General features: G+C 48.8%; 16 protein-coding genes. 2 read left to right on the top strand and 14 right to left on the bottom strand.

What is annotated here, in order from left to right:
- Positions 1 to 54 precede the first annotated feature (54 nt).
- The 5 genes from AC2A06_RS06190 to AC2A06_RS06170 form a co-directional block, all read right to left on the bottom strand.
- Positions 55 to 1,353 (bottom strand): MFS transporter, encoded by a 1,299-nt coding sequence (locus AC2A06_RS06190; protein ID WP_484379709.1) that lies wholly within the window; start codon positions 1,351 to 1,353, stop codon positions 55 to 57.
- Between the two features lie 102 nt (positions 1,354 to 1,455).
- On the bottom strand, positions 1,456 to 3,078 hold the full coding sequence (locus tag AC2A06_RS06185) for a dihydroxyacetone kinase subunit DhaK (RefSeq protein ID WP_484379708.1): 1,623 nt from the start codon (positions 3,076 to 3,078) through the stop codon (positions 1,456 to 1,458).
- Positions 3,079 to 3,583: 505 nt separating this feature from the next.
- On the bottom strand, positions 3,584 to 3,841 hold the full coding sequence (locus AC2A06_RS06180; RefSeq protein WP_484379707.1) for a helix-turn-helix domain-containing protein: 258 nt from the start codon (positions 3,839 to 3,841) through the stop codon (positions 3,584 to 3,586).
- Between the two features lie 103 nt (positions 3,842 to 3,944).
- Positions 3,945 to 4,925 carry a DNA-processing protein DprA gene (locus AC2A06_RS06175; RefSeq protein ID WP_484379706.1) on the bottom strand — a complete coding sequence of 327 codons (981 nt, stop codon included), beginning with the start codon at positions 4,923 to 4,925 and terminating at the stop codon, positions 3,945 to 3,947.
- Complete coding sequence (locus AC2A06_RS06170; RefSeq protein ID WP_484379705.1) at positions 4,925 to 7,036, bottom strand: RecQ family ATP-dependent DNA helicase; 2,112 nt, start codon at positions 7,034 to 7,036, stop codon at positions 4,925 to 4,927. Before AC2A06_RS06170 ends, AC2A06_RS06175 begins: the two co-directional genes overlap by 1 nt.
- Positions 7,037 to 7,180: 144 nt before the next feature.
- Between AC2A06_RS06170 and AC2A06_RS06165 the strand changes: the two genes are divergently transcribed.
- Entirely contained in the window at positions 7,181 to 7,981 is an 801-nt protein-coding gene (locus tag AC2A06_RS06165; protein WP_484379704.1) for a hypothetical protein, read from the top strand.
- Between the two features lie 152 nt (positions 7,982 to 8,133).
- On the opposite strand, the gene AC2A06_RS06160 is transcribed toward AC2A06_RS06165, so the two are convergent.
- The 3 genes from AC2A06_RS06160 to AC2A06_RS06150 form a co-directional block, all read right to left on the bottom strand.
- Positions 8,134 to 8,928 (bottom strand): ABC transporter ATP-binding protein, encoded by a 795-nt coding sequence (locus tag AC2A06_RS06160; protein WP_473196824.1) that lies wholly within the window; start codon positions 8,926 to 8,928, stop codon positions 8,134 to 8,136.
- Positions 8,925 to 9,827, bottom strand: coding sequence for an ABC transporter permease (locus tag AC2A06_RS06155; protein WP_473196825.1), 903 nt, complete (start codon positions 9,825 to 9,827; stop codon positions 8,925 to 8,927). The genes AC2A06_RS06160 and AC2A06_RS06155 overlap by 4 nt, the downstream gene beginning before the upstream one ends.
- A gap of 134 nt (positions 9,828 to 9,961) precedes the next feature.
- Positions 9,962 to 10,924: an ABC transporter substrate-binding protein gene (locus AC2A06_RS06150; RefSeq protein ID WP_484379703.1), complete on the bottom strand. Its 963-nt coding sequence runs from the start codon at positions 10,922 to 10,924 to the stop codon at positions 9,962 to 9,964.
- 404 nt (positions 10,925 to 11,328) lie between these two features.
- Here AC2A06_RS06150 and AC2A06_RS06145 point away from each other — a divergent pair, with 404 nt between their 5' ends.
- Positions 11,329 to 11,718: an SHOCT domain-containing protein gene (locus AC2A06_RS06145; protein ID WP_484379702.1), complete on the top strand. Its 390-nt coding sequence runs from the start codon at positions 11,329 to 11,331 to the stop codon at positions 11,716 to 11,718.
- A gap of 101 nt (positions 11,719 to 11,819) precedes the next feature.
- Here AC2A06_RS06145 and AC2A06_RS06140 read toward each other — a convergent pair whose 3' ends face one another.
- From AC2A06_RS06140 to AC2A06_RS06115, 6 genes are all read right to left on the bottom strand, one after another.
- On the bottom strand, positions 11,820 to 12,821 hold the full coding sequence (locus AC2A06_RS06140) for a hypothetical protein (protein ID WP_484379701.1): 1,002 nt from the start codon (positions 12,819 to 12,821) through the stop codon (positions 11,820 to 11,822).
- A 76-nt stretch (positions 12,822 to 12,897) separates the two neighbouring features.
- Positions 12,898 to 14,211 (bottom strand): NAD(P)/FAD-dependent oxidoreductase, encoded by a 1,314-nt coding sequence (locus AC2A06_RS06135; RefSeq protein WP_484379700.1) that lies wholly within the window; start codon positions 14,209 to 14,211, stop codon positions 12,898 to 12,900.
- Between the two features lie 136 nt (positions 14,212 to 14,347).
- The gene (locus AC2A06_RS06130; RefSeq protein WP_484379699.1) at positions 14,348 to 14,626 is read right to left on the bottom strand and encodes a CopG family ribbon-helix-helix protein; all 279 of its coding nucleotides are present in this window, start codon (positions 14,624 to 14,626) and stop codon (positions 14,348 to 14,350) included.
- Between the two features lie 142 nt (positions 14,627 to 14,768).
- The gene (gene yjiA / locus AC2A06_RS06125; protein WP_023489836.1) at positions 14,769 to 15,731 is read right to left on the bottom strand and encodes a GTPase; all 963 of its coding nucleotides are present in this window, start codon (positions 15,729 to 15,731) and stop codon (positions 14,769 to 14,771) included.
- Positions 15,732 to 15,755: 24 nt separating this feature from the next.
- Entirely contained in the window at positions 15,756 to 15,959 is a 204-nt protein-coding gene (locus AC2A06_RS06120) for a YbdD/YjiX family protein (RefSeq protein WP_023489837.1), read from the bottom strand.
- A 120-nt stretch (positions 15,960 to 16,079) separates the two neighbouring features.
- Positions 16,080 to 18,233, bottom strand: coding sequence for a carbon starvation CstA family protein (locus AC2A06_RS06115; protein WP_484379698.1), 2,154 nt, complete (start codon positions 18,231 to 18,233; stop codon positions 16,080 to 16,082).
- Positions 18,234 to 18,560 lie beyond the last annotated feature (327 nt).

Genomic DNA, 18,560 nt, shown 5'->3' with positions numbered 1-18,560 from the left:
CTGTCTATTAAAAGTCAAACTACTTTTAAATTACATATTCTTTACAGGCTCAGCTTAAGCGCCAGTTTTTTGCAGTGCCTGCTCATTTTTTTTGTCAGCAATTTGTGATCTGCGGTAAATCATGGCTATCACGGCACCAAACAGACCGACTACTGCACTCACTAAGAAATAGGCCTGGTAACCCCCTTCATTGCCGAACACATCCCACAGGTAACTGTTCATTAGTGGGATCATGATATCCGGTAGGTAACCGATAAATGAGACTGCGCCGATGGCGGTACCCATAATGGCGATATCGATTTTTGATTGACCCAATAGAGACCAGTAGGTGCCACGGATCATGTAGACAAACAAACCCGCCAGAATCACCAATCCACTAATTGCCATGCTAGGCAGTGTTTTTGGTAACAAAACCATCAATATCAGACAGGCAGAGCCACCCAGCAGTGAGCAGGTAATAGTGACTTCTTTACCAATTTTGTCGGCCAGGAAGCCGCCAATAATGCCGCCAAAAGGACGCATCCACAAAACCGCTACCATGATGGAACCGACGCCGATAGGGGTCATACCCAAGTTTGACTGAAGGTGCCCACCAAAGTAGTAACTGGTCCAGAACACGGTATAACCAGCAAAAATGATGATGCCGTGTAGGTAGATATACTTATTGGTAAATACTTTTCCCAGGTCAGAAAACTTAACGCCACTCTCTTCGCTGCCCGGCTCTTTTTCTACTTTCTTGGCTGTTTTGCTGCCATCTTTAACGAAGAAAAACACCAATATCGACGTCACCAAAAGCACGGTTGAATACATGTAAACAATGGAGACTAGCGCGGCTCTCTTATCGGTAACTTCAATGCTGCTCCCCAGAACAACAGTGAAAATTGCCAAGGCCAAACTTGCCAGCAAGGCTTCTACCAAGCCACGTCCGCCATCAAGGATACCGAAGAAACGCCCGTCCTCATCATCGGAAGAGAGCATTTTCACCACTTTCATGTGAGAACTCCAGAAAGTGAAGACGGAGAAAAATCCCCAAATGGCAAAGATAACCACGACGTACTCATATGTTGGCACTTGAGCAAACCAGAAACCACCCAATGCTGTTCCTAGCAAAGAGAGTGCTAATAAGTTTTTGGCGGAAAATTTGTCACTCAGTACACCACTTGGAAAATAACCGACAATAAACACCAAACCAAGAACCGTATAAATCGTGTTCATTTGGGTTAATGACATGTTAAATACTTCCAATATCGTTTCTTGATACTGAGCTTTCAGGTAGATAAGTGGATAGATAGAACCTGCAGCAAGTATCACCAGTGCGAATTGCAAGTATCTTCCTAGATTTCCGTTCTTCATTTTTTCACCTTATCAATTTTCAAACAAATTGATTTATTTCAGCACTCATTATCCCTGGAACATGAGTGCAGCTATTATTGGAGAGGTGTCTTTTAATTATGTTTAGAATTGACTAAACACGATTTCGATAGCATATGCGCCAGGATCTTTAGTCCCTGATAGGCTGTCACTATTAAGGTAAGATGAGCGACCCGCTTTCGCACTGGTCATCTCAACCGTTGATTCCGCACCTGCTTTCGCCGCTTCAATGGCTGTTAAGAAGCCCTCTTTAACCCAAGCCTCTAACGCCGGGTGTAGCGCGTCAATCATGGTGCGATCACCGGGTTTCGCCCCGCCGTAAGCCATCATCTGGCCTAAACCGGCTTGCAGTGCTTTTGGCAGTGAACCATTCAATTCATGGTCACGACCTGCGGCGGTAAACATGATGGAAAGTAAGACACCCGAAGAGCCGCCCATGACTGAGGTCAAGCAATCAGCAATGGTGGTCATTAGCTTCGATTTGTCTTGCAGTGGAAGCTGATTCGCTTCTAGCTGAGCGAGCACTTTACTGGCACCTGCGGCAAAGGTTGAACCGGTATCGCCATCACCCACGATGGAGTCCAGGTGGTTGAGCTCCGCTTCAATATTGATAATCGATTGGCAGACCTTGCGCAGTACCTGGGCTGTTTCTTCGTGGTGAGAGGGCTCAAATGCCTTCTTGGCGATCAGGCTTTCACAACGGGTCACGGGGATTTCGCGGCGAGCCACTGCACCCGGCCAGGACTCTGTTTCTACTTCCGCAGTCAGCGCTTTAGTGATTTCATCCGTCAGTTGAATGGTGGAGATAGAGAAGCCTTTCATATCGATAGCGGTCATCAGCGCACCGCTAACAATGAATTTCGCCTGCCGACCCAGCGCAGACTCCATGACTTCTTTCGTCACGATATTCATCTCGATTGGCGACAGCCCACCCAAGTTATTCAGCAGAATGGCGTTATTGGTGACGGGTTTGGCGGCGATAAGCTTGCTGACCATGGTTGAAACCAATTCCCGTGCGGTTGGCAGGTCAATGGTTTCGATACCCGCTTCACCGTGAATACCTAAGCCAAGTTCTGCCTTTCCTTGCGCGATACGGTCGTTGCTTTCCCCTGGTAGTGAACAACTGGTTAGTGCGACGCCAATAGAAGCTGTTTTGTTATGCGCGTCAATCGCCGCTTGTTTCACTTGTTCTAGCGAGCCGCCATTTTCAGCGACATACCCTGCCACTTTTTGCACGAACAGTGTGCCTGCAATACCGCGCGGTTGAGGATTATCGGCGATAGAAATGTCATCACCCACCACAATCAGGTCAACTTTACGCCCCATCTCTTTGGCTTTTTCGACTGCCAGGCCAAAGTTCAGACGGTCACCGGTATAGTTTTTGATGATAACCAGGCAACCTGCATCACCTGTTACATGCAGGATAGCGCTGAGAACGGCATCTACACTGGGGGCAGCAAACAGGTCGCCGCATACTGCTGCGGTTAACATCCCTTTGCCGACAAAACCGGCGTGTGCGGGCTCGTGGCCTGAACCACCACCGCAAATGAGTGCAACCTTGTCTTTGTTCCAGTCGTTACGAGCAACCACTTTAATATTATTATTAAAGTCTAATAATGTGAGGTTTTCTCTGTGTGCTGCATACAGTGAGCCTTGGATGGAATCCAGAACAAAAGACTCTTTTGCGTTTAAAATTAGGTCTGCCATTTTAATTCCTATCCGTATGAAGGTTTTAATTTTGAACAATGGGTTAAAGATAGGTGCATTTGAGTATCAGCACCTCTGCGTATTGCCGACTATACGTCCTGCATACTGTCTGACGAACAGTAAAAAAAAACGTTGCACAATGTAACGTTTGGCTCAATAAAACGTTGCATTGTGAAACGTTGAAGTTCTTTTTCTGGCTATAAAGTGAGCTTGAGCACAACGTCGGCCCTTGTTGAGTAAATCGAATATTTGCCGGGTGACAGGATCAGCGCACGCATCATCTGGAAACACCGGGCAAGAGTCAGCGCGAGTGTGCCAAGAAGGGAGACGACAGGCGGCCTTGCGCATGCTGTATTTATGATGAGGGCTGGCCTTCTCTGTCGCTACAGGGAGTGATAGCAAGCCACTCAGAGTGGGATTCGTTATGTGTGTGAGGGAGGAATGCCTGAGGAGCGCGGTGATGCCACCATGCGGTTGAAGCATTGAATCTGGCCTTGCCACCAGACTATTGCTTCGTGGTGGTATCCACTAATACTTGCCAATGTCCGTCTTTTTTTGAGCCAAGGTAGGTCAGTTTATGCTGCAGTTTTAATTTTGCCACTGCACGCTCAATGGTACTGGGTGCACGGCCAAGATGCTGTGCAATCTCTGCCAGTGATAATTGCGGTTGTGCACGCAATAGAGTCAAAATTTGCTCTGAGGTTTCTACCCGCGTTTCTACCCGCATTTCTACCCGCGTTTTTACCCGCGTTTCTTGCTCCATCTCGATTGCTTGCTGTAGTTCGGTGGCGAGTGCGGTGGCTATTGCACTGAGTAAAAACTCGATAAATTGAGTGCAATCACTGCGTGCATCGGCCTGATTTTAACTAAGAAAACAGGTCAATTTGATCTTCTTTTGATTGCGCCGTTTCTGGGGGTGACTGTGCTAACAATAAAGCTGAAATATTGAGGTTTTGAATATCCGCTTCACACTCAATCCCCCCTTTGGCCACTAAGTCTCCATTAGCGGCATCACGGTCATCTGTTGGTTTGACCCACAAGGGCACCCAACAGTTTTTCAGGTTTTCTTGGGCGCCATTAAGCGTTCCCCCTTTTTTACCCGCATGGATCACCAATGCACTATCCGCCAGGCAGTAGATGTATTTATTACGCATCATGGCATTGGCTGCATTAAAGCTCGCCTCTGGATAAAATGGGGAAATCAGCGCCAGATGGTTATTCATTAACCCGTTACGCCATTTAGCACTGGTGGCCGTTTTCAGTAAACTATCAGCCAGAATACCAATCACCGAACCGCCCTGGCGCATGGCAGCTAACATGGCGGTTTCGTCTACGCCCCGGGCACCCCCTGATACAATAGCAACACCCTCTGCTGCGGCCATAACCCCCACTTGTTCGGTAAAAGAGAGGTCTGCAGTGGGAGCATTTCGTGAGCCAATAACGGCCAAGCCCCCGGCATTAAGTAGAGACTGGTTACCACACCCAAAGAGTACCGGAGGGCAGCTGTTTTTTAAGCGTTTTTTTAAACGCCACGGGTACTCTGCGTCGGAACGAGTAATGACCCAAAGGCCTGCTCTTTGCCACTTCTCCATGGCTAATGCCAAACTATGACCGCGGTTTAGCAGTTGTGAAATGCGCTCAGAACTTATCTGCGCATCATTCCAGCCATTAAGCAGCGATTTAGCGGTTGAGGTTAGCAAATCAGCGGGGGATAACGATTGGTTTTTCAACCATAGCGCGAAGCGACCCCATTCTCCATTGGTAAGGGGTTTGGCATCTTCACTACCCAGGTTGCCGAAATAGCTAGTGAGCAGTAAGGTTGCTTGGGCGATGGGTGATAAATTCATCAGTTTCTTACCGAGGATGAAGCCAGTGCCACAGGATACACTACGCCACTGCCTGCTCGCTGTAATAATGCCGCTATAACAGAAAGAGTCCAACCCGAATCGATGATGTCATCAACCAGTAAAACGGGCTGATTGCGGTTAAATTGGGTGATCTCAAAAACGCCATCTAAATTATGGCATTGATGAAAACGATTGTGCTGTTCTTGCTGGGGTGGGTTATCGCGAATTTTGCGTACCGCATCAACAAAAGGTACCCCTATCCTCAACGCTAATCGTTGTGCAAGCGAGGATACTAAATCAGGATATCTTAAGGAAGGCACATGGCACACCCAGGTTGGGGCAGGATTAGGTTGCCATCTTTGCATTATCATTTCCGCCAGTGCTTCGACCAATTCATCCGAAAAATAACCTGAGAATTTGTTTTCTGCTACCGTTCGCCCCCAGCCCGCATCTCCCCAGCGGGAAAGTACTCTGCCTGGTTGTGCTATCAGTGCGCCAAGTAGTCTTGGAAACTGATCAATCGGGAAGGTTCTTGCCGATTCTGCATTGGATTGTGCAACCTGTCCCTTGGGTTGAATGACGATTTCTGCCTGTTTGAGGAAGATGCCTGCGCGATGGGCCAAGCCGGGGTCAATTTCCTGAATGATAACCGGGTGCCCAAGGCAGGACTCGCATCTTCCACAGGCCGCTGGGGCATGGTCATCTAATGCTTGTTGTAAGTAGGTCATTTTACAGCCGTGGTAAGTCAGATAATGCTGTACCTCAGCCCATTCCTGCTCTCGCTGACTGGTTAAGTGGGCAATTCGATTATGATCCATCGCATAGCGCACGGGGGTTCTACGCCACTGGCTAGCGACTTTTATAACCGGAGCCGGGTTTTCAACACTGAGTAGCTTTAATACTTTCTCAATCTGACCTTGTCGCAAGTTAGACTGCTCTTCGATACCGCGGAGTGACAAGCCATCACTGTTTTCCAACAGATGCAAAATTTCGTTCACTTGTGATTCTGAAGGAAAGGCTGAATCCCTGAAAAAGTCATGGATATTCTGATCTTCTCCCCCTGACATCAGCACACCTAGTGCGTTATCAATGCCTCGTCCTGCGCGACCAACCTGCTGATAGTAAGCGACAATAGAACCAGGGGCTTGATAATGAATAACAAAACTGAGGTCAGGTTTGTCATATCCCATCCCTAATGCGGTCGTCGCGACCAAGACTTTCAACTTGTTGTGCAAGAGCTGAGTTTCAAGATGTTCACGGTAAGTATTACTATCGGCAAACTCTTCGGCCTCAATGCTACCGTGATAGGCTTTGGCATCAATTGCATTATTTCTCAACCAAGCGGCGACCTGCTCAGCATCCCGAACGGTTAACGTGTAGACAATCCCGGTCCCCGGTAATGTGGGTATCACTTGAGCTAACCAAGCAAGGCGTGAAGCCTGGTCCGGTAATACCATGGTTTGCAAAGCCAGGCTTTTCCGGGTTAGCGTTCCTCGCTGGATGTGAATATCCCCAATCTGGGTTTGAATATCTTCTACTACGCGGTTATTTGCGGTTGCTGTGGTCCCTAATACCGGTGTATTGGCGGGCAATTGCCGCAGGATATTCACAATACGGCGGTAGTCAGGGCGGAAGTCATGGCCCCAATCAGAAATACAGTGAGCTTCATCAATCACCATTAAGGCAATGCGATCGGCAATCGGCGACAAGACAGTTTCAATAAACTCATCGTTAGCCAGTCGCTCAGGGGAGATCAACAGGCAATCGATTTGATTACTGAGGATCTGTTGAGTGATAGCCTGCCAATCAGCGGTGTTAGCTGAGTTTATGGTTTCAGCGACTAAACCCAAGCGTTGAGCAGACTCAACCTGGTTACGCATTAACGCCAACAAAGGGGAAACAATGATAGTTGGCCCCATTCCTCGGTTACGGAAAATTCTGGTGCTGATAAAATAAACTGAGCTTTTACCCCATCCTGTACGCTGTACGACTAATAGTTTTTGATGCTGGTTAACCAGAGCATCGATGGCTTCCCATTGTCCATCACGAAATTCAGCAGTGGGATTGGCAAGTGCAGTTTGCAGTAATTGCTGGGCTTGAGTCCGGTTCATTATTGTCCCTCGGTTGACCTAGTGAAAAGGCCTGTATCGTTAACACTTGGCCTTTCTTGATAGCATCCAGAGGCAGGTAGTGCAATGAGCCCACGGTGTCGGGGCTGGGTTCGGTATTCATTTTGCGATCTACCTAGACTGGGCTTGTCACTTACATGCAACTCAAATTCGTTAGCGTTGATTAATCTGGTTCATAATCAGGATGTCGATGACTCGCAGACTTTCTGTTCTTATGGTGTTGGTGCTATTGTCGCTACTGCGTTGACAGCAACGCAGCATAAACTTGCGCTTGAATTGGATGATGATGTACTGGCACAGCAGGCGGCAACAATGATTTTTGGTATCTGTTTGATTTCGCAACCCAAAGAATGTCCTATCCATGAAGTGACTTCCATTCTGGCGTTATCGTTTGGCAATCGCCCCAACGCCAACAGTGGCAATAGCGTTTTACCTGTTGAACAGGAAGCTCTGGCTGATCCTGGGCCGATTAACGAACAATTAGCGGAGGCGGTTTATGAACTCTATAGTCAGCAACCGGTCCCCATCTATGCGCAGTGGGAAATCGCCCGCTTTTTGGAAAATAAGTATCAATTAGCCAACGTGGTTTCCATTGAGCCGAAACTTACCCCGGCAGGGAAGATTGAGTATCTGAGTACTTTGGGTGTGGTTCAGCAGGCCGTGGTACTAGCGCAAGGTGCCGCCAATCTTGGCACTTGTGCAGTGATTGGGCACCACGACCATGTGCGTCGTGGTGTTATGACGGCGCAATCATGTGGTATTCGTGCCTTTAAGTCGGAAGGGATCACATTACCTACCGATTATGATCCTCAGTCTGGTCAGGTATGGACTCGCCGCCGGGCTCTCTATGTGCCTTTCGATATGTCCCTATCGATCTTGTTGCCGGTTTTCAGATGGCGGAGCGACAAAGTATCACGGCGAATTTAGTCAGGCTGTTGTTTTCAGGTGTGGTAACCATCAGAAAGCAACAGGCTGCGTGGCGGGACAAAGCCAATGGTGATCCTGTTAGCCCCCGAGTTTTCGAGCGACAGGTTACGCTTAATGGCAGAATCACGCATGAGCTTGTCCCTGCATCCCACCTAGCTTAGCAGTAAGCCGTCATCGTCCAGTTTTTCACCGCGTGTTTTTTCAAACATGGCCAGTAGGTCGGTAACTTGCAGGTTTTCCCGCTGCTTACCGCTAACATCCAGTACTACTCGCCCTTGGTGTAGCATCACGGTTCGATGGCCGTGATCCAAGGCCTGGCGCATGGAGTGGGTCACCATAAGCACCGTCAGTTGTTGCTCGGCAACGATACGGTCAGTGAGTGCCAAAACAAAGGCAGCCGTTTTAGGGTCGAGCGCCGCCGTATGCTCATCTAACAGCAGTAATTTAGAGGGTTGCAATGATGCCATTAACAAACTGACCGCTTGCCGTTGCCCCCCCGAGAGCAAGCCCATATGGTCACCTAAGCGGTTTTCCAACCCCAGTTCCAGCGTAGCCAGTTTGTCGCGGAACAACTGCCGTTGCTGGTTTTTAACGGCATGTCGAAACCCGCGAGGCTGACCGCGCTGCAGTGCCAGTGCCAGGTTCTCTTCAATACTCAGCCCCTCACAGGTACCCGCCAGCGGATCCTGAAATACTCGGGCGACCATACCTGCACGACGCCAGGCTGGCATAGTAGTGACATCCTGCTCGCCAATAAACAGATTACCGTGGTCGGGGGTCACATCACCGCTGATCGCATTGAGCAGCGTTGATTTCCCAGCACCGTTGCTACCAATCACCGTAACAAATTGCCCGGTTTCAATGCTCAGAGAGAGACCGCGTAATACCGGGTTCTCCAGTGGGGTACCGGGGTTAAAGGTTTTAAATAACTGTTCGGCACGCATCATGATGATCGTCTTCCTTGCTTGCTTTTTAGTTTTTGTTTTAACTTCGGCAGGATCAGTGCCAGCGTGACCAATACGGCGGTGATCAGGTTTAAATCTTGGGCTTGCAGGCCAATAAAGTCGGCGTTCAAGGCCAGAGCAATCATCAGGCGGTATAGCAGTGCGCCCAGCAAGGTTGCCAAGGTGATCAGGTAAAGGCTACGCGCGGGTAACAGTGTTTCACCGATGATCACCGCAGCCAGACCCACGACAATGGTGCCGATCCCCATCGAGATATCCGCACCGCCTTGAGTTTGCACATACAGTGCTCCTGCCAGGGCAATCAACGCATTAGAAAGCGCCATGCCGATTACCGTCAAACGGCCAGTGGCAATCCCCTGTGCGCGCGCCATGCGAGGGTTTGCCCCAGTAGCACGCAGAGCAAGGCCGACTTCCGATGACAGAAACGCATCCAGCGCCAGCTTAACCACGATAACAATCACCAGTAGCAGGAGCGGTTGAATCAGCCAGGCATTATCTTCAACCGTGCTGATAAAGGGGGTGAAAACACTCGGTAAGCCAATAAGGGCCAGATTAGGAGCGCCCATAATACGTAGATTGATGGAGTACAGGGCAATCATCACCAGAATACTGGCCAACAGTTGCAGGATGCCGAGCCGCACATGCAGCCAAGCAGTGAGACAACCCGCCCCAGCCCCAGCGATTGCCGCTAACCCACATGCTAACCAAGGGTTGAAACCACTGACTATCATCACGGCGGCAACGGCTCCGCCTAAGGGGAAACTACCATCCGCGGTTAAATCGGGAAAGTCGAGCAAACGAAAGGAAATCAACACTCCCAGCGCAACCAGCGCAAAGATCAAACCGATCTCCAATGCTCCCATCAGGGAAATTAACGACATGCAAACCTCATAAAACCTTACCCCACCCAATGGGGTGGGCCATCCCTAGTAAAATACCGGAGTTCCCCCCTGTGCCGCTATGGTCGCAGCAATTGGGGGGGGTGTGGGTATAAAATAACCATCAACGTAGAAAGTTACTTGATCACTTCCTGTGCTGATTGCACTAATTCTGCAGGTAGTGTGACACCTTGTTTCGCCGCTGCTGCTGGGTTGACACTCAAGCTGAGTTTATTACCAACTTCAGGGGCGATGGTGCCGGGCTTTTCGCCATTTAACAGGCGCACCACGACTTTACCGGTTTGCCGGCCCAGGTCGTAATAGCTCATCCCGAGCGCCGCCGCCGCACCACGTTTGGCAACGCTATTGTCCCCGGCGATCAACGGGATCTTGGCTTGATTCGCCACCGCAACCAGCGATTCGTAGGTAGAAATAACATTATTATCGGTATTGGTATAAATCACATCCACTTTACCCACCAGGCTTTTGGCTGCTGGGGCCACATCTACGGTACGAGCGGCGGGTGCTTCAACGAGAGTCATGCCGCGCTTGGCTAACTCCTCTTTTAGCTCTTTGACCACCACGGTTGAATTGACTTCACCCGGGCTGAATACCATTCCCACTCGTTTGGCATCGGGTTTAACTTTTAACATCAAGTCAACTTGCGGACCAATAGCAAGGCTGTCTGAAACCCCGGTAACGTTGGTGCCGCTGGGCTTCCAACTGCTGACCAGTTTGGCGGCAACGGGATCAGTTACGGTAGTAAACACCACAGGAATGGTTTTGGTGGCGGCAACCACTGACTGGGCGGCAGGGGTGGAAATAGCTACGATGGCATCGGGCTTGTCACCGATAAACTTACGGGCAATCTGCCCGGCGGTGGCCATATTTCCTTGGGCACTCTGGAATTCAACCTTGACTTTATCCTGGTCATAACCCGAGGCTTTGAGTTCATCAATGACACCATCGCGCGTGGCATTCAATGCCGGGTGATCAACGATGGAGACGATAGCCACTGATTTTGGCGTAGCAGCATAGCTGCTTACCGCGAATAAGGTTGCTGCCAGGGTGACAAAAATCTTTCTATTATTTATATGCATAAGAACATCCTGTTAGAGTGATCGTCAGTGCCCAAAATAGTGGCAAATTATCCTAGCACAGTGTGTTCCCCCGCAACATTCCGTTAATCAGGAAAATGACAAAAATCATTGGATAGGTTTTCGCTGATGCTAATTTCATCGCTGAGGCGATGTTCCTCATATTGTATTCATCTTAATATAATAAAATTCTTAATAATCAGTAAATTAATGAATTATATACTATTTGATCTTCTATCGTATGGGGGGGAACTGTGGGTTAAAACCCCATGGGCAGTGTCCGTAGCCGTGGCAATAGTGTTGCTTGCCAAGGCTTAACATGGAAAAAAATGCTTATATGACATATAATTAAAACGATCAACTATCAAGATGCTGTGATTTTATCCTACTAGCTGTAAGGAGCTATGATGACAGAACATTTATTTACCCTTTGGGACATACTGGTTACATCGTTTTCACTGTTCTTTTTTATTGCTTATCTGTTTATCATTTTCCAGATTGTCTCTGATCTTTTCCGTGATCATGAATTGAACGGCTATGCTAAAGCCGCATGGATTATCCCGTTGCTGTTCGTCCCACTGTTAACGTCACTGGTTTATCTGATTACCCGTGGCAAAGGCATGGCAGAGCGCCATCGTGCGCAAGTGCAACGTTCTGTTTCTGCCACCAATGACTATATCCGTGAAGTGGCAGGGAAGTCGCCAGCAGAGCAGATTACTGATGCCAAGAAACTGTGGGATGACGGTGTGATTACCGAGAGTGAGTACTTACAGCTCAAGGCGAAAGCGCTGAGTTAATTGTTACTCTGTTGTTGCTTAAAAAACCAGTTACCTTTATGCGCTATTAAGTCGTATTCGAGGTAACTGGAAAGGCGCTTAATCGTATTATAAGCTTGGTATTAGCGCGCTACTTTATTAATCTCCTGGCGCAATAAATCTAATAGATCATCTTTAATGCCCTCTTTAATATACACCGGGATAAAGAGTTCTTGGTCGTTATTATAACGCAACCCTTTTTGTTGGTTGTAATAAGACAAGTCACGTCGACTTGTTTTATCAAAAGGTATTCTGACTGGGTCTTCTAGTAAATCTTTTGTATATAATGCGCTGTCAGTAAAAGCCATGCCATAGGGGCCGCCAAAGAAAGGAAAGTCTACCAGTGCCAGCTTGATTTTTTCATCCGTGGGGATTTTAAATTTCTTTATAACTTTGTTGATTTTTTTGCTTGCAGTGGCGTCGTCACCCAATAATAGCGTACCTTCCAGATTTCTACTCTTAATAAATTCGGCAGGCTCAATTTCTTTAACTGAATGTTCCAGTAATGTATTGTTTTTACTGTGATAATCAAGAAGCATTTCCAGCATCTTAATTAAAGCCAATCTAACGTTCGGCTTGATGATTTTTCCTGCACTTAACTCTAAATTCTCCCAGTCTTTCCAACGGTTAAACTTCCCAATAAGCATATCAACAAAAATCGCGATATCATCATGCTTTGCCGGGAGTGCATTAAATCTCGGGATTGGGGCGCTATCTTTGAAAACGCTAAAATCGTCTTGTGTATAGATAGCTTGGTCAGTTAACAGGAAACCTAATGGATATCTCTTGCGGCTAATTTGATTTAGAGCATGGAACCCAATAAATAATAACGGGATTTCTTGTGGTGATAAGGGGTTTTTGGTGTATAAGTTTACAAAGGCATCATAAAAAACCTCTTTCACATCTTCGTAGTGAGGGTGGCTATCCGTTATAAAAAACAAGCACTCACCAAGCTCATTATAATAATCTCTGGATGAGTTTTTTATCATCACTTGCAACTCATCAACATGAGTTTTGACATCAGGAGACAATGAATTAATATAATCTGAATAGAGAATATCTGCAGCTTTAGGTGATTCACTCATTAATATAATCCTTTAATTGTACGGTCTTTATTACTCAAGCTATAGCATAGTGTGCTGTAGCTTGCGGGGATTATAATCAAATTTCCTTGCGCCCCAAAACTCTTTCTTTGAGCAGGGATGCCGCAATAGCGATATCCAACACCGGTGAAGGTGGCAGATAGTTGGCTTTACCCAGCTCTTGCATGGCACCAATCAGTGGGTGGTCATGCCCCAGTGCATAATCAGCCAAGAGTGTGCCGGCGATGGTTTGCTTAGAGACCCCAGCCCCGTTACAGCCGCCAGCGGTGTATATGCCTTTTCGCAGTTCTCCCCAAACCGGTGCGCCATTTCTGGTGACGCTAATGGTGCCAGACCAGGTACGAATCAGCGGTACCTCTGTCAGTTGCGGGTAAACCTTATTGAATATTTTTTTGTGCATCAGGGTGGCTTGATAGGTTTGCGCGGCGGTGATGCGGCCATTTAACGCCGGAACCACATGTTGGCGAATCAGGAAGCGGTGGTCCTGGGTATAACGCAATGTTGCCCCGGCAATGGCGTTCACCGGTGTTAGCCCCCAACTGCCCATTTCTGGCAGCTTTTGCCGTTGCTCCGGGGTTAAAGGTGCGGTGATACTGGCAAATGTCGCCATGGCTGCCTGTTTGCTGGTGACCGGGGACAGTTCTCTGGAAAGGGCGTTGGTCGCCAGCATGATATTGGCGGTTCTTATGCTGCCATAGGGCGTCACCACCTGCTTCACCTTACCATGGCGGATCTGCATCACCGGGGTATGGTTATAAACAGTCACATTTTCTGGCAGGTTATTGGCTAAACCGATAATCAAGCTGGCGGGGTTAACCAGGATCGAACTCGGGGTGTAGATCCCTTTATGATAAAAACGGCTGCCTAATTTTTGCTGGAGCTCCTCTTGAACCAATACTTGGTAAGGCTCATCCATCATATCGAGATTATCGGTATATTCCTGCAATATCCGCTCATTGCTGCTATCAACCTGGCAGTGATATTTACCGACGTTTTCCCATTCACACTCGATGCCCTGTTGCTCAATCAAGGAAGTTAATTGATTGATCCCTTCTTGTAATAAGGAACGATAAGATTGGGCTTTTTTAAGTTCGGCGGTTGAACTGCCGATATTATGGGGGAGGCCAATAATAAACCCTGAATTTCTGGCGGATGAGCTTTCAGCGGCACAATCAGCATCGATAACGATAATTTTCAGTTCAGGGCGATGACTGGCCAACCTTCTGGCAAATGAGACACCCGCAAAGCCTGAACCGACCACCACCCAGTCTGCTTCTGCATCACCAATCAGCGGAGGGAAGGCGCTCGGCAAGGTGTTTTCTTTCAGCCAACCATTTTGGTTTTGGTTTAACGGCACCGATGCGTATTTCAAAACTTAGCGTCCTTTAAAATTTATCAGAAGAGAACAAACTATATATTTTTTTTATTGTTGTAGATACCGAGTACAACGGCTTGTCTTATCCGACGGTTCTGTTATTTATGACCAGCCAGCGCTTGCGGTGTCCAGTTCAGTGGTGGCATTCCGGCGGCTCCACATCCTGACCTGCCTCCAATTGTGCCAGCCAATTGTCGGCCTCTTCCTGGGTGAGGTGAAGGCCTGTTCTCTGGTATTCGTCCCAGGCATTGTGTGCATCACGTAAATAGGTTTCGCGTTTCTCTTCACGCTCAACATATTGTGTAATCGCCTCGCGCATCAGCCAATGCGCAGAACGGCGACGAGATTTGGCCAAGTGTTGGAGGCGATTTTTCAGGTCATCGTCAAGTTTGATGGATATCGCTGTCACCATAGGTCTCTCCGGTAGTCAATGGGGTGGTTACCTTTGGCGACTATAAAGTACCGGAGAGACAACAGCTAGCCTGTGATAAGGCGAGGTTATTCTTAAGTCTGATCAAGCAGGACGGTTGGTTAACAACACATAATCAATAGGGTCACTCCAGTGCGGCAAATCCGGCACGGATCTCTTCTTCCGGCAAATCGATACCGATAAACACCAGCGTGCTTTTACGCTCTTCTTCCGGTAACCACTCACGATCCCAATCCGCGTTATACAGACGTTGCACGCCCTGAAATAGCAGGCGGCGTGGTTCATCTTTGATCGACAAAATGCCTTTATAGCGCAGCAGATTATCGGCGAATTTGAGCAGTAGACCTTCCATCACCTCGGAGACCTGCATCAGCTCCAGGGGTTGTTGGTGATACACCACAATCGATTGAATATTGTTTTGTGGTTGCGGAATACGGCGGAACAGTGGGGTCGGCGGGGTGACATTAAGTTTGTCATTTAGCACAAAACCTTCAATGTCGAACAGTAGGCTGAGGTCAATGTCACCGTGGGTGGCTTTATAAATAGGCGCACGGGCGTTCATTAACTGTAAGCGCTGGATCAGTGCGTCGTTATCTGTCGCTACATCGGTTTTGGTCAGCAGAATGCGGTCTGCATAGCCGACTTGCGCTTGTGAAATAGTGAACTGGTTAAGCTGCTGATCAGCATGTACTGCATCCACCAGCGTGATAATGCCATCTAACAGGAAGCGTTGACAGATAACCGGGTGCGAGAAGAACGTTTGGGTGATCGGCCCTGGGTCGGCCATGCCGGTGCATTCAATGATCAGCCGGTCAAACGTCAATTTGCCTTGGTCAACACCATCAAGCAGATCCAGCAGGGCATCTGCCAGTTCGTTGGCTTTACTGCAGCAGATACAACCGTTGCTCAGTGTGGTAATGCGGCTGGCGCGGTCGCCAATCAGTGCGTTATCAATCGGCACTTCACCGAATTCATTTTCGATAACCGCAATTTGGTAACCGTGATTTTCATTGAGAATGTGGCGTAACAGGGTAGTTTTACCCGCGCCTAAAAAACCAGTCAGGATGGTGACTGCGATGGGTTTCATGATGGGTCCTTTTGACTCACTGGGTTAGCAGCAGCGCATACCGCCTTTGCCATCACCCCCGTAGCGAGCATCTTGGCGTTCACGGAAGAACTCCTCATAGGTCATCGCCGGCTTGTCTGGGTGGTTGTCTTTCATATGCTGGACGTAGGTATCGTAGTCAGGCACACCAATTAACATACGTGCTGCCTGGCCGAGATATTTACCCGCCTGGCCGAGGTTTCCGAACATGAGTTAGCTCCACAAAAAATACCCGACGCATTGATGATACCCCATTTACCCTAACCATGGCGGTCAGGACAAACGGGGCGTAATTAATGTTTATGCTATCGGGTATCGTTTAAATCATTATCAGTGGTGCGAAGAAATTTTCACGCCACCTTCTGGGATCGGCACATAAGGCGTTTCCTGGTCGGTACGGTTCGGATTTTTGTGCGCCGCGATGGCGGTTTTGATGCCATAAACCAAGATACTGTAAACCACCAACAGGAACAGAATGCTCAAGCCCGCGTTGGTGTAGTTGTTTATCACGATATGGTTCATATCGGCAATCTGTTTTACCGTCAGGTCAGCGCCACCTTCGGCGATTTTGCGCTTGTACTCTTTAGCCAAGAAGAGGAAACCTTCCAGTTTTGGATTATCACTGAACAGTTTCAGACCCAGCGCATAAGTAGTAACGATCAGCAACCAGGCTGCAGGGATCACCGTAACCCAAATATACTTGGCACGCTTCATCTTGATCAGCACTACAGTACCCAAGACCAACGCCACGGTAGCCAACATCTGGTTAGAGATGCCGAACAGCGGCCACAGGCTCTTAACGCCGCCCAGTGGATCCACCACACCTTGATACAACAGGTAACCCCACAAGCCAACACAACCTGCGGTACCGACAATACCAGCAACCAGTGAGTCGGTTTTCTTCAGGAAAGGTAAGAAATTCCCCAACAGGTCTTGCATCATAAAGCGTCCAGCACGGGTACCTGCATCCAGCGCGGTAAGGATAAACAGCGCTTCAAACAGAATACCGAAGTGGTACCAGAAGCCCATGTTGGCACCCGGAATCACTTGGTGGAACACGTGAGCAATACCGACTGCCAGTGTTGGCGCGCCACCTGCACGGTTAAGAACAGAAGGTTCACCAATGTCTACAGCGGTTTGCAGGATCTGTTCAGGGGTGATGACAAAGCCCCAGGAACTGATGGTGGCCGCAGCATGTGCAGACACATCACGCAAAGAGGCCATAATCATTGGCGCATCTGCGGTACCCAGGCGGTGCAGGTCAGGCATGGTGATGCCCAGCGCTGCTGGTGGGGTGTTCATGGCAAAGTACAAGCCCGGTTCGATAATCGAAGCGGCGACCAGTGCCATAATAGCCACGAAGGATTCCATCAGCATGGCACCGTAACCGATAAAACGGGAATCGATTTCGTTGGCCAGCAATTTTGGTGTGGTCCCGGAGGCGATCAATGCGTGGAAGCCGGAAACGGCACCACAGGCAATGGTAATAAACAGGAATGGGAACAGGGTCCCTTTCCATACCGGACCGGTGCCATCAACGAATTGTGTTACCGCAGGCATTTTCAGCTCTGGGTTGAGGATCACAATACCGACCGCCAGCCCGACGATAACACCGATTTTCAGGAAGGTTGCCAGGTAATCGCGTGGTGCCAGAATTAACCATACTGGCAGCAGGGCAGAGATAAAGGCATAACCAATCAGCGTAAAGGTGATGGTGGTGTCTTTAAAGGTTAGCGCTGGGCCCCAGTATGGGTCGTGGGCAATGACCCCACCAAACCAGATGGATGCAATCAACAACACGATGCCGATAACAGAGACTTCACCCACCCGGCCAGGGCGCAGGTAGCGCATGTAAATGCCCATAAACAGCGCGATTGGCACGGTAGAACAGACGGTGAATACCCCCCATGGGCTTTCTGCCAGGGCTTTTACCACGATCAACGCAAGCACCGCCAGGATGATGATCATAATCAGGAAGCAGCCAAATAGCGCAATACTGCCTGGGACCGGGCCCATTTCCTTTTTAATGATCTCGCCAAGAGAGGCGCCGTTGCGGCGTGAGGAGATAAACAGCACCATAAAGTCCTGTACCGCACCCGCCAGTACCACACCGGCTAATAGCCACAGGGTACCAGGCAAGTAGCCCACCTGCGCTGCCAATACGGGGCCAACCAGTGGTCCGGCACCGGCGATGGCCGCAAAGTGGTGACCGAACAGCACGTTTTTATTGGTCGGTACGTAGTTCAGGCCATCGTTATTCACCACCGCAGGTGTTGCACGGGTGGCATCCAAGCGCATCACTTTGGTGGCGATATACAGGCTATAGTAGCGATAAGCCACCAGATAGACCGCTACCGAAGCAACGATAATCCATAATGCACTAATACTTTCTCCCCGGCGTAATGCGACAACACCCAGGCAACCTGCCCCGAGTATTCCCAGCAACATCCATGGGAGATGTTTCAAAATTCCCTCGCGTTTCATTGAGGTATCCTTATTCCAGTCTGCAATAAATAGTGAGTGATAAGTCCGGTTATTAGATGTTTCAGGCAAGAATGACAGGCCTGTTGGCGGACATTGGGTGTAACGTCTTCCCCCTGGTCAGGGGCAGGTTTAGGAACAGCTCATCATCACTGCACTAGGGAAGTGAATACATCTTAATTTCAGTCAGCGGTTTAATAAGCGGGTGAGCGGTTGGAATGGCCCAGTGAGTGGTTTTTGCTGTTGTTACCAGCCACGGGGAGCCAAGGGCCAAAGGGTGACATGACTCACAAAAACCGTGTTTTGGCACTCCCGATAAAATATTCCAGC

This window comes from Serratia sp. HNCC26DJ244 (genome assembly GCF_057180565.1).
This window is presented reverse-complemented; position numbering and strand designations above follow the sequence as displayed.